Below are 13,506 nucleotides of genomic sequence, written 5' to 3'. Positions count from 1 at the left end.
TATTTAACGACATTCTAATTTAATTTTCAGGTCGGTTGGAAAGTAATCGCAATAAGGTTATATAATAAGCTGCACTTTACGGTTTATAAACAAAAGTATTAAAGTCATTATAAATTTCATCAGCTCTCTTAAAAAATTTCATTTTTTCTTTTAAAGCTTTTTGAGATGGATAATATCTTTTTTCTTTTGGTAAATTTATTTTCTTTCCATTCAATGATTTATAGTAATCAGATTTTAGTAGAGAACTCACTTGCACTATATAATTTTCATCAATGATTATATAACCATCATCAAATAATTTATGTATATCAGCTCTGAGCAATAAACCATTCTGAATATGATTGCTTTCTTCCTTAACGTAAGGTTGTATGTGACACCCTTCTAGGACACCGGAAAAACTTTCATCTGTGATTACACATTTATCATAAATCTTGATTAACGAATCCTTAAAAGCAGGACCATCAATTCTTTTCTTCCTTTCAATTGTTTCAACATCACTTTTATCGTTGTCTACTAATTCAAAATCTTTAACTTTATAATCCACTAACTCTCCATATAAATCCTTAACAAATTCACTATTTATATTGTCTGTTACACCTTTATATATCCCTTTATAGGGATATACATTAAATCTCTCGGCAACTTTAGACCAATGATCCTTATGATTAAATTTTTCCACCGGAACGTTATTTGCCGCACTAATATCGACTGCCAATTTTACCATTCCACTGTATCGTAATGTAGCAGGAGTTACTTTACTATATTTAAAAACTTCTTTTATGATAGCTACCCTTCTGGATACTAAAAATTTACGATATCTATCCTTTTTTTCTACATTTCTTAATCCAGGGTCTACACCTCTTATAACATAGTCACTTTCTATAAGTGGACGTTTTTTAATATACCCTTTAGATTTACCATTCTTATCAAAATAATTTTTTTCCTTGATTGCTCTTTTTAACAAATCAATACACTTTCCAGATACTTTTAATTCTCTTTCGCCTACTCCATCGTTTAAATACAGTGAATTCTTTTCCCAATTAATATCATTTTCTTTCAAATTTAACAATTCGCTATATGCAGGCCCTTCACCTTTCCATAAGCCTTCAAATAGTAACCTAAAAGTAAGTGCATCCTGGGCATTAACGCACTGCTCTATAATTTTATCTAGCTCTGTTTCTGTTAAAATACTTCGTTCAGTTTTATTAACAAACTGCTCGTGCCAATTAGGTTCAACCAATAAAAAAGGATTGCTTTTGTCTGCCCTAAAATGTTTATAAAAATTAATATAGTTAAACATCAAATAATATTTAGTTCTAGAAGCATTCACAGTTGTTGTACCCATTTGTCCCATTAATTTACCTAAATCCACTAAATTGAAATCATACAAATCCTTTCCCAATTCTACTTCCATAGGAGAACTGGCAGCAAAAATACTACGACTTTGCCCTCCATAACTATTTTTCATATGCTCTATAAAATCCGTTTTAAATTTGTCGTTATAAAACATCAAATCCCCCCAATTTTAATTCTTCATTACAACTAAAAGGCTCCCAATCATTAAGTTAACATAGACTTTCAAACCATTGGTTTGTTTACAGAGTGTTTACCAGCCTTACGATACATTGTCTGCTTCAATCATTTCATATCATTCATATGGTGAAAATTATACTTTCCGGGCCCGAAGCGATCATACATAAAATTTCATTCAATCGATTCTTTCACCGTATAAAGTTTGATTGATAAATGCCATCATATAAGCTCCTTACCCTTGGTTTAGCATTGCAAATAAAACAAATCCAATGCCTATCGAGATAAATAGTCCATAAAACCCATTATATGACGTACCAATCCGAAGTATAATAGGTTGTAAGAATCACGACTATTTTACAATAAGGAGAAAATGCCAACCATAACTAAGTGATTATACCCAAAATGATAATTTCATTTCGGTTTATAACAATTTCAAAGAAATGCAGGATAATTAATTCTTTCTTACTAGTTAGATATGACGTCGCTGAGGGTGAAAAAAAGACTCTTGCCAATAGACTTTGGAATCACTTATCGGTTAAGCATTGGATCTATTAGGAGGGTCTTAAAAAATGAAGAGGATATTGTATAGCCTGATCTGTCTTGTTGTTCTTATTATTCTTTTGGTGCCAACGAGCGGTATGGCGGCAGCAGATACCACAAAGCCAACGATTTCAGGTGCTGCCAATACTACGGTTTATTTGAATCAAACTTTCAATCCTAAAAAAGATGTCACGGCCAAGGATAATGTTGATGGAAACATCACCAGTTTGATTGGAATTTCAGGTAAGGTGGATACCAAAAAAACAGGGAAATACACGCTGACATATAAAGTTAGCGACACAGCAAAGAATAGCACTAGCGTAAAGCGGGTTGTTACCGTCAAAAAGGACACTACCAATCCAACCATCACTGGGGCCACTAACAAAACAGCCTATCTTGGATATTCGTTTGACGCGAAATCCGGTGTGAAGGCGTCGGATAACGCAGACGGTACCATTACTTCTAAAATCAAGATTACCGGACAGGTCAACACAAAAAAAGAAGGAACCTACAAGCTGAAATATTCTGTGACGGACAAAGGAAAGAATACAAGAACGGTCACTCGTGTAATTACCGTTAAGAAGGATAAAGAAAAACCAAAAATCACAGGTGCTACCAACAAAACCGTTTATAAGGGATATTCATTTAACCCGAAAACAAGTGTAACGGCTACAGACAATGTGGATGGAAACATTACGAGCAAAATCACCATTAGTGGTAAGGTCAATGTTAACGAAGCGGGGATATACAAACTTCAGTATACCGCAAAAGACAAAACCGGGAATAAGACAATAATGTCACGTACTATTACAGTAAAAAAGGATACGACGAAACCGCAAATTACCGGTGCTGGAGAAAAGACTATTAATTATGGTACGTCCTTTGATTCAAAATCAGGTGTGAAGGCTACTGACGATGTAGATGGGGCTATAACCAGTAAGATGACGATAACCGGCAGCGTAGAAGTGCGAAAGGTAGGGACGTATAAACTGGTTTACAGTGTTAAGGACAAGACGGACAATAAAACAACGGTTACACGCACCATAAATGTAGTCGATAAAGTAAAGCCTACATTAATGGGAACAGGACTTGAGGATGTAGAGATAGCATTCGGAAGTCCTTTGGACCTTTTACGCGGAATCACAGCCAATGATAATGCGGATGGGAACCTTACCTCTCAAATCAGAGTAGAGGGTACAGTGAACTTTAATAAGGCTGGAACCTATACTTTAATTTATTCCGTCACTGATAAATCGGGGAACAAAACGACCGCTCAACGAAAGGTAACGGTCATTGATAATATCGCTCCAACAATTAGTGGGGTCGATAACATATATGTCCAATATTTTGATCATTTTGATCCAATGGAAGGGGTCACTTCTTCAGATAATAATGATGGAGACCTCACCTCTAAAGTGGTTGTTAAAGCAATTGGCGAGAAGTTAAATACTTCAGATTTATCTCTTTCAGGAGCTTACACATTTGAGTACTCCGTATCTGATGAAGTTGGCAATGCCACAACAGTAAAGCGTCAAGTGTTTTTAACTTATAGAGAAGCGGATATTTTTGGAGCAGATAATGTAAAAATCAATTTAGGTGAAACATTCGATCCGTTAGAAGGGGTAACTGCTACAGATTTGGGGAATGGAAAAGATGTCACCTCTTTTATTGAAGTGACTGGAGATGTAGATGTAAACTTCATAGGTACCTATACATTAATCTACCAAATTTCAAGGGAAAAGGGGTTTAGGTCGGGAGTTCATCGCCAAGTAACGGTTGTTGATAACATCCCCCCGGTTATCACTGGGGTAAAGGATAGGACAGTTGGTCAAAAAGATAGTCTGCCTGATTTACTTAAAGGGGTAGAGGCAATGGACAACATTGATGGCGATTTGACAAGAAAAATCTATGTTAATACTACAAACTTGAATACTTCAATCGAAGGAGAATATGTAATTACGTATTCTGTAACGGATCAAGCTGGAAATAAGACGGAAGTTCAATCTACCATAACTGTCAAGAAGGTTCCAGTGACAGAAATAGAAGTTTTCTCTGATACTGATTCTAGAATCGTAAAACCAGGAGAAACTTTTGAAGTGCATACCAGTGCCTATCCGCATAACGCTACCTTTCCACAGGTAACTTCTTGGGAATCTTCTGATGAAACTGTTGCGACTGTTGATGAAAAAGGTGTCGTAAAAGCTTTGGCGGACGGAACGGTTACCTTTACGGCTACAGTCGATGGTGTCAAAGGCTCAGTCACGATTACCGTTTCCGGAAAACCTGACCTCCGTTTCGATTCCTGGGGATGGGGACCCGATTATAGCACGAAGTTTATGAGAGTTGGAGGAGTGAGTTTCGACCTCATTAATTATGACAAAGAAACGGTCGCTATAGATAGCGTGAAAGTTTTTAATTCAGACGGTTCGGTTCTTCAAACCTACTCACCAGATGACTTACTTAAGATGGGCGTTGTAACTAGCATTGCACCGACATCTTCAATGAAAATGAGAATCGACTTTGAAGACGGGAAAGGCCCGATTGTAAACGGCAGTAGGCTTTCTATTTTTGCCACAATACCAAACGGCAATACTTATGAACATTCAATAAATTTCAGTGAATAAATATAAAGCAATTCAACTAATAGGAGCAGCAGATTGTATATCTGTTGCTCCTATTTCTATTATTTGGACCTAACGCACAATAGAGATGCTACAACAAGTAGGTTAGAAGAGACCCGTTTATAACGATGGAGCGGCTTTTGAGAATGAGCTTCTTTCATTAATTTTATAATCGATAACGTTGGCCAAAAAAGCACCGGAATGTTCGTTTCCCGAGGTAAAGGACCTTATGGTTGAAGTTAATAAAAAAATAATGGTTTATTCAAATGACTAATTAGATAAAATGTATATATATGTTAATATGAGAAATATATTGAATAGTGTGCATATATGAGTAATAAAGAAGCGGATCAATATAAAATTAAAAAAATTGCATTGGATAGAGCAGGTCTAAGAGCTTTTATGGGAAATCCCGAGGACCTCGAACTTTCTTTTTACGGAGTATTTATAGCTTCCATCCCCATTCTCATATTTGTAGGTGTAGTTTGGTACAATTGGTAATTAGTAAGTTTTCAACATTCAAATGGCCCCCAATTTAGGTGGCCTTTTGAATGGATTAAAGCACACATTAGACCAACAAATACAGGTTCTGATTTTTTTTATTTCTTTTTTTTGCATTGAGTCCAATTTTTCTTCAATATGGTCTAATTGATTTCTTGTTCAACTAATCTGCCAGCAAGTTGAATAAAAAAAGGATTGCCGCAGCAACCCTTATTTACGTTTCACTATTATTAAATGGCGAGGTGATTACCCTTTTTTGATTGTAGGGTGTTAAATCTATCTCTTTAGCAATTCGTTTAAATATCACCCGATTATCCTCGATACGATCCCATTTAAAAATACCAACAAATTGATACTTATAAGTACCGAATACAGGATCTTTAACCTTCATAAAAGTAATTCGATCTCTTTTCGTACCCTCAGAGAGTTGATAAGGTGTATAATCACTTTCCATTCTTCTTTCTTCAATTTCCGTCCAATTTTGATTAAAAAGGTTAATCCAACCCCGAGCATTTGAAACTTTCCCTTTCCCAGTATCAAAAGATAGCTGGGGGAACCACACCATATACTGCTCATTAAACTTCCAATAAGCTCTTTGTATAGCCTTATAATTCTTTCCTAGGCAACGCATTGCCTCAGTAATTGTACGGAACGTGTAGTCATCATAAATAGACAATGCCCCATTCTTGACCGCTAACTCTGCATAATCTTCATCTTCTGACCAAGGAATAATTTTTCTGTTAGAAGCCATTTTATTGATAAGTTGAACAATCTCTTCAATTTTTGTATGTATCGCTTCGATTGATTTGGTAGCATCTATTCGCTCGATCCTAATTTCATTTTCCTTAACTGCTTGAAACATTTTTCCAATCTCTAATGTCCGTATTTCATCATTAAGTGCATTACTTTTGTGATGTCCCTCATCACATTCTATCCCTAAATGAATCTGTGGGAAATAAAGATCAAGTAAGGCGTATTTGCCATCAGCTCGTTTCACATATTGTTGAGTGACGGGCTTTAAATCTAGCCGATTTAACCGATTCCAAATCCGGTTTAAAATATAATTCTCGTAGTCTTTCCTTTTAGTTCTCGAAAATGTTCGAACTAAATATTCTCTTTTCGCAACCATCATTTTCCCCCACGTTGTTCATACTAGTTTGTATCAGACACTTCCTAAATTGCATACCGAAAAAATATAAGAGATCTTTTACCGGCATCATATCACCACATAATACACTCTTCCCTTTAGGTCCATCAGAATAAAGAACCTTAACAGATGCAAATATAAGAAAAGCCTACAAGAAATGGCCATCTTTATTCTAAATGATTGTTTTTTAGTATATCAGTCATTCTTCAACTATTCTGTTCCCTTAGTTTAATAGAAAAATCTACAGCATTCTTTTACAAAGCCGTACAAAAATAAAATGGACTGAGCTACAATCCTTCACGAAAAAGAAAAACCACCCCGCGTCGCAAGCATAGGTGGTTAATCTCGCTAAAGTCTTTAGTTTTATTATATCCTATTTTCCCCCACGCTATAAACTAACTGTTTTAAGAAGCTGTAGTACGGATTTTCGATCTTTATGAGGAGATAGCTACACCACCTACCTTATTACTTCGCTCGATATATTTTTCAATTCCAACTCATAACATTAATACCATCTTATTAACTTTTTTCGGATAACCCTTGAAAAAAAATATAATATCTCTGAATTAAATAAGTTAATTCAAATAAATGGCTATTAAACTAATAATTTTAAATTAAGAAGTATTCCTAAAAAACATCGAAGAATTTTAAATACCGTACACTTATCTTTTATCTATATTCCGAGACAATTGTCGGCAATTTTTTTATTTTTAACTTTTTTATTTTTTTCTAGTCTCCCCTTGAAAACGATTGTTTTTTAAAAATATAATGTGTCCGAATTAAATAAGTAAATTCAAATTAATTACTATTAAACTAATAAATTAGAACTAAGAGGAGAAATAAATTATGCCAAAAAACATCGAAGATTATCCAATGATTTTAACAGCCGTACACTTATCTGAAATTTTGATGGTGTCTAAGCCAACCGCTTATGAGTTAATGGAACAAAAATCTTTTCCACTTATTAAATTAGGTCGCAGCAAACGCGTGCTCCGTGATGAATTTTTTAACTGGCTGACGCAGCAACAAGTGAGCAGCTTATAAAACCGGAAGTGCGTAGTGGTCATATCTAATGAACTACTTACTTCCATTACATAATTATTATCAAACATTTACGGTGGTTAGCATAATGAGAGGTAGCTCAAAAAAGAGAGGAAACTCTTGGACATATCGTAGATTTTGAGAAAAATTCGCTAACAGGTGAATGTAGACAAAAAATAAAAAGCAGATTCATACGCCAAAAAGATTCACAAGCAATACTTTTCAAGCTGCAATCTGAAAACTAGAGGAAAAGAGCGGCTTATAGAACGGAAAGTAAGTGGTCAAACTGATACTAGACCACTTGCTTTCCATTGTTCTAACACGAACTATAATAGGATATGGGGGCAAGCAAAATGAAAGGCACTGTTAAACAAAGAGGAAATACTTGGACATATATTATGGATATAGGGCGAGACCCTATTACGGGTAAACGAAGGCAAAAAACAAAAGGCGGGTTCTCTCGAAAAAAAGATGCACAAGCTGCTCTTCGAAAGATTCAGACTGAACTGGATGAAGATCGATTTATCGATCCGAGTAAAGAATCCTTTTCATCCTATATGGAATTTTGGTTTACGTCCCATTATCAAAAAAGGATTAAAGAAACAACGGCCTCAAGCAGAAAGTATTTGATGGATAAGCACTTAATAAGGGAAAATCCTTTTGCCAACAAAATGCTTTCAAAAATTACGACCGAAGATATCGATGCTTTTTATAACCTCAAATTAGATGAGGAGTATAGTACAAGTACCATACGAAAATTACACCAGTTGTTAAATCAGGCCTTCGGTCAAGCTGTAAAGTGGAAAAAGATTAGTTTCAATCCGGTGATCAATGCTGATCCACCCTCGGTGAAAAAAGAAGAAATGAAGATATGGTCCTTGGATGAGATTGAATTGTTCCTTAATCAATGCAAGGGAGAACGACATTATCTAACCTTCTTGATCGCCATTTATACGGGTATGAGGAAAGGTGAGCTCCTTGGGTTAAAATGGAGCGATATTGACTTTGAAAAAAAAGTCATCCGGATACAACGGTCCCTTTCTCACATTCCTAATAAAGGGTATCAATTATCCACGCTGAAAACGAAAAAATCAAAACGGCAGGTTCCGATTCAAGATTTCCTGATCAAGGCATTAAAGGCACATAAGGAACGTCAAGAAATACAGAGAAAAAGACTTGGGGAACATTATCAAGACCAGAACTTAGTCATTTGTACGGAGATTGGCACCTTTCAAGATCCACGGAACGTGTTACGTGTGATGAAGCGTATCAGTAAAGCGGCTAACGTAACACCCATTCGGTTTCACGATATCCGGCACACACACGCTTCCGTCTTGATTTCTGAAGGGGTAGATATCGTCAAAGTACAAACTCGTTTAGGACATTCGAAACCTAGCATCACGTTAGAGCATTACGCCCATATGATGCCAAACCAAGATGATGAAGTGGCTGATATTTTCCACAACGCCCTTCAGAAGTCCCGTTAGCAAAATGTGAGCAAATCACTATCGTTGATCTAAACTCATCTAGCAAGACAAAATAAAAAAAGGCCCAAATCCTTGTTACATAAAGGATTTAAGCCTTTGTTAGTTGATGACCTGTGAGGGATTCGAACCCACGACCCCTTCCCTGTCAAGGAAGTGCTCTCCCACTGAGCTAACAAGTCGTATGTAATGACTGACTGGTAACTTAAGTACATAATTTATTATAAGTTTTTTTGTTAAAAAGTCAACGCATTATATTAAAAAAGTTTTAATTTTTTCTTATTTTATTTCCCCACTCCGCAAAACACGAACGAACATTCCCTTTTCACTTGCATATAAAACGTATGTTCGCATATAATGATAGCAAGCAAGTCAGCAAAGGAGTGACAGGGAATGAAATATATACTTCGTAAACATATGGAAGAAAATGCTCCATTGGAGATAATTTATCTCTCCGAACAAGGTAAGATTACGCAGCGGAAAATTCAGGTGCTTGAAATTTATCCAGGCCATATTCACGCATTCTGTTTTCTAAGGCAGAAAAAACGGACATTTAAAGTGGCCAACATCCTTTCTGCCCGCCTCATTAAGGCCAGGTTTGATAGGTCTGGCTGAAGAAGAGTTAATCAAGGTTCAACCGATTAACTCTTCTTCTTCCTGGATGCCCTTTTCCTGTTCGGTTAACGATTCTTCTTCATCTCTCAGACGGTGAGCTAACCTTGAGGCGGCACTCGCGGCAATGCTTGCAACGATATCATCCAGGAAGGTATGAACGATTCCTTCTTGCTTCTTATCAAGTTCGTGTATGACGCCTATTTTATTTTTATCCAAATGGCCAAAGGTCGTTACAGCAATGCTTCCGTAACCGAGTACTGCACCAAAGGCAATCGTTTCATCCACTCCGAATAGCCCTTCATCAGACTCAACAATCGATTGCAGGGGTTCTGATAGCTTTTTTTGCTCGGCCAGTTTATCCAGCTCCACACCGACTAAAATGGCATGTTGAATTTCCCTTTTCAACAGGACACGCTCAACGCTGTGGATGCATTCCTCCAGCTTAAGATCAGCTTTGTACGGGAACTGCAATTCATAAACGATTTTTGCAATTGCCTCCACACTGACACCACGCTCTAATAATGTTCGTTTAGCCGCCTTCGTTACTTCCCTGCTGTGTACCTGTACATCTGCCATTTTATTCGCCACCTTTTTTATTGTATTATTTTTCTATATCCTTTTATTATAACACCTTATTATTCAAATTTTTAGAAAATACAATGAAAATTTTCTATTCTAAAATCTTGTCACGGGAAAAAGTCGCAAGGCTATGCTAAAATAATCAAGTAAGTTGTTTTTCATAATTAATTATCATTGAGGTGCGGGAGAATGAGTTTACGCAAAGGCACAATTAAAGAGTACATGTTTAAAAGCGAAGCTTTAGCAGAAGAATTGGAACTGCTTGTTTACTTGCCTGCTAATTTTTCGCCACTGTATAAATATTCGCTTGTGATTGCTCAGGATGGCCGTGATTATTTTCAAATGGGTCGAATTGGTCGGGTAGCAGATGAACTGTTAGGGAACGATGAGATTGAGAATATCATCATTGTCGGCATTCCCTATAAAGACCGCTTTGACCGCAGGCGCAAATATCATCCGGACGGGGAACAGCACATTGCATACATACGTTTTCTTGCCCATGAACTTGTCCCGTTTTTAGATGATGAATTCCCAACCTATCAAATGGGACATGGTCGAACTTTGATCGGTGACTCTCTTGGCGGTACAGTTTCTTTATTGGCCGCCCTAAAGTATCCGCATACATTCGGGAAATGCATCATGCAGTCGCCACTTGCCAATGAAGCAGTAATGGATGCTGTACGTAATTTTGAGGATCCGCATCTCCTCGAACTTTACCATGTGATCGGGACTGGAGAAACAGATGTTCCGACGACGGATGGCAAGAAGGCAAACTTCATAGAGCCCAACAGGGAATTGCATAAATTAATAAATCAAAAAGGATTTCCTTACTTCTATGAAGAATTTGAAGGTAATCATACCTGGAAATACTGGCAGGCAGATTTAAAACGAGCACTATTGGAAATGTTCTAATCCTCTCTTTTTGAGATGGTTTCAAGAAAAACATGACCAACTATAAAAAAATATCAGGAGGTTTTATTTATGAAATATGGTGTTGCAATTTTCCCTTCAAAAAAACTTCAAGATTTAGCTAACTCCTATCGCAAACGGTATGATACGAAATATGCTTTCATACCACCGCATCTGACGCTTAAACCAACGTTCGAAGCGACGGATATGGAAATTTCAACAATCGCGGATCAATTAAAAGACATTGCTCGTAAGTGCAGGCCTTTTACGATAAGCGTTACGAAAACGAAGTCTTTCCAACCTGTAAGCAATACTATTTATTTCAAAGTGGAATTATCCGAAGGGCTTCAAGAGCTGCATGATGCACTTAACAATGAGGATTTCATGAAAAGTGAAAGTGAACATGCATTTGTCCCGCATATTACCATCGCTCAAGATTTATCCGATAATGAGCATTCTGATGTTTTAGGCCAATTAAGCATGCTTGACATCAGCCATGAAGAAGAGGTGAAACGAGTTCACTTGCTGTATCAACTTGAAGATGGGGCATGGACCGTTTATGAAACATTTAGATTAGGAGCTGAATGATTTCGTGTTTGTAAAAATCGCAGAGAACAGCCAAGAGCTTGAAAATGCTTATATGATCAGAAAAAAAGTGTTCGTCCAAGAACAAAACGTCCCTCTTGAAGAAGAGATTGATGAATATGAACAAGAGTCTACACATTTCGTTTTATATGATGATCAGCATCAGCCAATCGGTGCCGGCCGTTTCAGGGTCATCGACAACATCGGTAAAGTCCAGCGCATTTGTGTACTATCATCGGGCCGTAAGAATGGTGCCGGTGCCATGATCATGAATGCTATTGAGGAATACGCAATCCAGCAGGAAGTGCCTCAATTGAAGCTTGATTCCCAGGTGCATGCTATCCCTTTTTATTCAAAATTAGGGTATGAGATCGTTTCCGACGAATTCATGGATGCTGGCATTCCTCATAAAACGATGAAGAAAACCATTTTATGATATAAAAAAGCTGTCCTTTCAGTCTTCTGATTGGACAGCTTTTTTGTTCGTTCATGGACTTAAATTATCGTTTTATAAAAAAAAAACATTTCCGTTCAATGGCAATCTCCTCAAAAATACATAGTCTATATATAGAAAGCAAGAAGGAGGGAAAATTTTATGGGTAACAATGAATTTAACCTGGAGGAGTCTCAAAAAAGACTGATGGAACTGCTGGTTTCGAGGACTATGAGAAAACATGGTTTCAAAAAGGAAAAAGTCGATCTAACTGAAAAAGAGAGAAACAACCTTAAAGAAACCGTTCGTTATTTACAAGAGCAATCACTAAAAATCATAAACCAAGAAAAGAACATCACGGAACATGATGTTAATCCAGTTACAAATTCCATTCACAACAAATTCACGGATTCCAAAGATAAATGACGCACCATATCACCTAATCACCCTACTTGCTGGCGAGAAATAAGTAAACCGAGACATAGCAGCACTTACATTTCATTCCTAAAGCTCCAGCTTCTTTATTATTCATCCCCCACACACTGATACTTTCTCTAAGTATTTAAAAAATAGACGAATTAACTGATTTATTCGTCCAACCCGATTAACCATCAAAGCATATTTTAATAGGGAATAAAACCTAAGGAGGAAAAAACAACATGAACCAAAATGTATATCGTAGCAACTGTAACACACATGATGACTCTGAAAGATCATGGTCGGCTCTAGATTCCGCTTCCAGACATCCCCTGTCAGGATTCTGCAACGACGATGACACGAAGATTGACCAAGATGCAAAACAGGATAATAATCAAATTCAGCTTTCTGAAGAACTTATTTACATTAAAGATTCTTGTAATGTAAATATCACTTCAACGGATGTTAAAGCGGCCCTTTCTCTACAAGCTGCTCTACAAGCTGCAATTGCGGTCATCGTAAGCATTTCCATTTCAGATGGTGATAATGCTGAAAAGATCACTCAAGAATTAATCCAATCTTCTAATGTTAAACAAATCACGCGCCAAAAAACAATTGTTGAAAACAGCCGTGATATCGACATTTCAACAACTGATGCACAAATCGCTCTAAACATCCAACTTTTATTGCAACTATTGTTAGCTCTAATCGTTGAAATAGACATTCTCTAAGGAATCAACACAAAAAGGACACTTCGCGTGTCCTCTTTTGTTTTTGGTGGCATATCTAGACAACTTCGTTGAAAAACCTGCCTTTTCCTGTCATTTCCGCCGTTATTTCTTTACTGACCCTCATGCCCATTTGATATTTATATGTGCATGCCCCATATGTACTTTCCCGATTATTATCTTTAATTTGATGTAATCCTTCAAAGCTTCCCCTTTCCCTTTCCAGCACCTGATCAAAACGGACAGGTTGAATGGGTGTCGTCCCTTTAACAATTCTTACATTCTCTGCAGCTTCGATCGTCCGGTTGGCATATTGAATATAATCAAATTGTGTGAGAGGTGCTATGTACCCCATAGTTTTCCCTCCTTATAT

General features: G+C 36.8%; 13 protein-coding genes and 1 tRNA gene. 9 read left to right on the top strand and 5 right to left on the bottom strand.

What is annotated here, in order from left to right; translation table 11 throughout:
- Nucleotides 1–76: 76 nt before the first annotated feature.
- Nucleotides 77–1,510, bottom strand: a complete 1,434-nt coding sequence (locus tag V3595_RS10740) for a phage lytic cycle repressor MrpR family protein (RefSeq protein ID WP_485907139.1) — start codon at nucleotides 1,508–1,510, stop codon at nucleotides 77–79.
- A 592-nt stretch (nucleotides 1,511–2,102) separates the two neighbouring features.
- Here V3595_RS10740 and V3595_RS10735 point away from each other — a divergent pair.
- Nucleotides 2,103–4,697: an immunoglobulin-like domain-containing protein gene (locus tag V3595_RS10735; protein ID WP_485907138.1), complete on the top strand. Its 2,595-nt coding sequence runs from the start codon at nucleotides 2,103–2,105 to the stop codon at nucleotides 4,695–4,697.
- A gap of 712 nt (nucleotides 4,698–5,409) precedes the next feature.
- On the opposite strand, the gene V3595_RS10730 is transcribed toward V3595_RS10735, so the two are convergent.
- Nucleotides 5,410–6,324: an AbaSI family restriction endonuclease gene (locus V3595_RS10730; protein ID WP_485907137.1), complete on the bottom strand. Its 915-nt coding sequence runs from the start codon at nucleotides 6,322–6,324 to the stop codon at nucleotides 5,410–5,412.
- 864 nt (nucleotides 6,325–7,188) lie between these two features.
- Here V3595_RS10730 and V3595_RS10725 point away from each other — a divergent pair.
- Together V3595_RS10725 and V3595_RS10720 are read left to right on the top strand one after the other, a co-directional pair.
- Nucleotides 7,189–7,386 (top strand): helix-turn-helix domain-containing protein, encoded by a 198-nt coding sequence (locus V3595_RS10725; RefSeq protein ID WP_100533856.1) that lies wholly within the window; start codon nucleotides 7,189–7,191, stop codon nucleotides 7,384–7,386.
- A gap of 350 nt (nucleotides 7,387–7,736) precedes the next feature.
- Entirely contained in the window at nucleotides 7,737–8,870 is a 1,134-nt protein-coding gene (locus V3595_RS10720; RefSeq protein ID WP_485907136.1) for a site-specific integrase, read from the top strand.
- Nucleotides 8,871–8,977: 107 nt separating this feature from the next.
- Here V3595_RS10720 and V3595_RS10715 read toward each other — a convergent pair.
- Nucleotides 8,978–9,049 (bottom strand) — tRNA-Val (locus V3595_RS10715).
- 211 nt (nucleotides 9,050–9,260) lie between these two features.
- Between V3595_RS10715 and V3595_RS10710 the strand changes: the two genes are divergently transcribed.
- Nucleotides 9,261–9,482, top strand: a complete 222-nt coding sequence (locus tag V3595_RS10710; protein ID WP_485907134.1) for a hypothetical protein — start codon at nucleotides 9,261–9,263, stop codon at nucleotides 9,480–9,482.
- Nucleotides 9,483–9,500: 18 nt separating this feature from the next.
- Here V3595_RS10710 and V3595_RS10705 read toward each other — a convergent pair whose 3' ends face one another.
- Nucleotides 9,501–10,058 (bottom strand): phosphatidylglycerophosphatase A family protein, encoded by a 558-nt coding sequence (locus tag V3595_RS10705; protein ID WP_485907132.1) that lies wholly within the window; start codon nucleotides 10,056–10,058, stop codon nucleotides 9,501–9,503.
- Between the two features lie 192 nt (nucleotides 10,059–10,250).
- Between V3595_RS10705 and V3595_RS10700 the strand changes: the two genes are divergently transcribed.
- The 5 genes from V3595_RS10700 to V3595_RS10680 all read left to right on the top strand — a co-directional run bounded on the left by V3595_RS10700 (nucleotide 10,251) and on the right by V3595_RS10680 (nucleotide 13,136).
- Nucleotides 10,251–10,973: an alpha/beta hydrolase gene (locus tag V3595_RS10700; RefSeq protein WP_101224090.1), complete on the top strand. Its 723-nt coding sequence runs from the start codon at nucleotides 10,251–10,253 to the stop codon at nucleotides 10,971–10,973.
- 69 nt (nucleotides 10,974–11,042) lie between these two features.
- Nucleotides 11,043–11,558 (top strand): YjcG family protein, encoded by a 516-nt coding sequence (locus V3595_RS10695; protein ID WP_101224091.1) that lies wholly within the window; start codon nucleotides 11,043–11,045, stop codon nucleotides 11,556–11,558.
- A gap of 4 nt (nucleotides 11,559–11,562) precedes the next feature.
- Complete coding sequence (locus V3595_RS10690) at nucleotides 11,563–11,991, top strand: GNAT family N-acetyltransferase (protein WP_350301761.1); 429 nt, start codon at nucleotides 11,563–11,565, stop codon at nucleotides 11,989–11,991.
- 159 nt (nucleotides 11,992–12,150) lie between these two features.
- Nucleotides 12,151–12,414 carry a hypothetical protein gene (locus V3595_RS10685; RefSeq protein ID WP_485907130.1) on the top strand — a complete coding sequence of 88 codons (264 nt, stop codon included), beginning with the start codon at nucleotides 12,151–12,153 and terminating at the stop codon, nucleotides 12,412–12,414.
- Between the two features lie 233 nt (nucleotides 12,415–12,647).
- Complete coding sequence (locus V3595_RS10680; RefSeq protein ID WP_485907128.1) at nucleotides 12,648–13,136, top strand: spore coat protein; 489 nt, start codon at nucleotides 12,648–12,650, stop codon at nucleotides 13,134–13,136.
- 55 nt (nucleotides 13,137–13,191) lie between these two features.
- Here V3595_RS10680 and V3595_RS10675 read toward each other — a convergent pair whose 3' ends face one another.
- A complete protein-coding gene (locus V3595_RS10675) occupies nucleotides 13,192–13,488 on the bottom strand; it encodes a hypothetical protein (protein WP_485907126.1) in 297 nt (98 codons plus the stop codon).
- Between the last annotated feature and the right edge of the window lie 18 nt (nucleotides 13,489–13,506).

The sequence above is a fragment of the Bacillus sp. CFBP9009 genome (assembly GCF_036541465.1).
Taxonomy (GTDB): domain Bacteria; phylum Bacillota; class Bacilli; order Bacillales; family DSM-1321; genus Peribacillus.
Note: the sequence above shows the minus strand (reverse complement) of the source record. Positions and strands in the feature narration are given on the sequence as shown.

Bases quoted from the DNA above. Each gene is read 5' to 3' on its own strand.
- V3595_RS10735 (WP_485907138.1), top strand. From the start codon at position 2,103: ATGAAGAGGATATTGTATAGCCTGATCTGTCTTGTTGTTCTTATTATT.
- V3595_RS10700 (WP_101224090.1), top strand. From the start codon at position 10,251: ATGAGTTTACGCAAAGGCACAATTAAAGAGTACATGTTTAAAAGCGAA.
- V3595_RS10730 (WP_485907137.1), bottom strand. From the start codon at position 6,324: ATGGTTGCGAAAAGAGAATATTTAGTTCGAACATTTTCGAGAACTAAA.
- V3595_RS10680 (WP_485907128.1), top strand. From the start codon at position 12,648: ATGAACCAAAATGTATATCGTAGCAACTGTAACACACATGATGACTCT.
- V3595_RS10705 (WP_485907132.1), bottom strand. From the start codon at position 10,058: ATGGCAGATGTACAGGTACACAGCAGGGAAGTAACGAAGGCGGCTAAA.
- V3595_RS10710 (WP_485907134.1), top strand. From the start codon at position 9,261: ATGAAATATATACTTCGTAAACATATGGAAGAAAATGCTCCATTGGAG.
- V3595_RS10685 (WP_485907130.1), top strand. From the start codon at position 12,151: ATGGGTAACAATGAATTTAACCTGGAGGAGTCTCAAAAAAGACTGATG.
- V3595_RS10725 (WP_100533856.1), top strand. From the start codon at position 7,189: ATGCCAAAAAACATCGAAGATTATCCAATGATTTTAACAGCCGTACAC.
- V3595_RS10720 (WP_485907136.1), top strand. From the start codon at position 7,737: ATGAAAGGCACTGTTAAACAAAGAGGAAATACTTGGACATATATTATG.
- V3595_RS10740 (WP_485907139.1), bottom strand. From the start codon at position 1,510: ATGTTTTATAACGACAAATTTAAAACGGATTTTATAGAGCATATGAAA.
- V3595_RS10675 (WP_485907126.1), bottom strand. From the start codon at position 13,488: ATGGGGTACATAGCACCTCTCACACAATTTGATTATATTCAATATGCC.
- V3595_RS10695 (WP_101224091.1), top strand. From the start codon at position 11,043: ATGAAATATGGTGTTGCAATTTTCCCTTCAAAAAAACTTCAAGATTTA.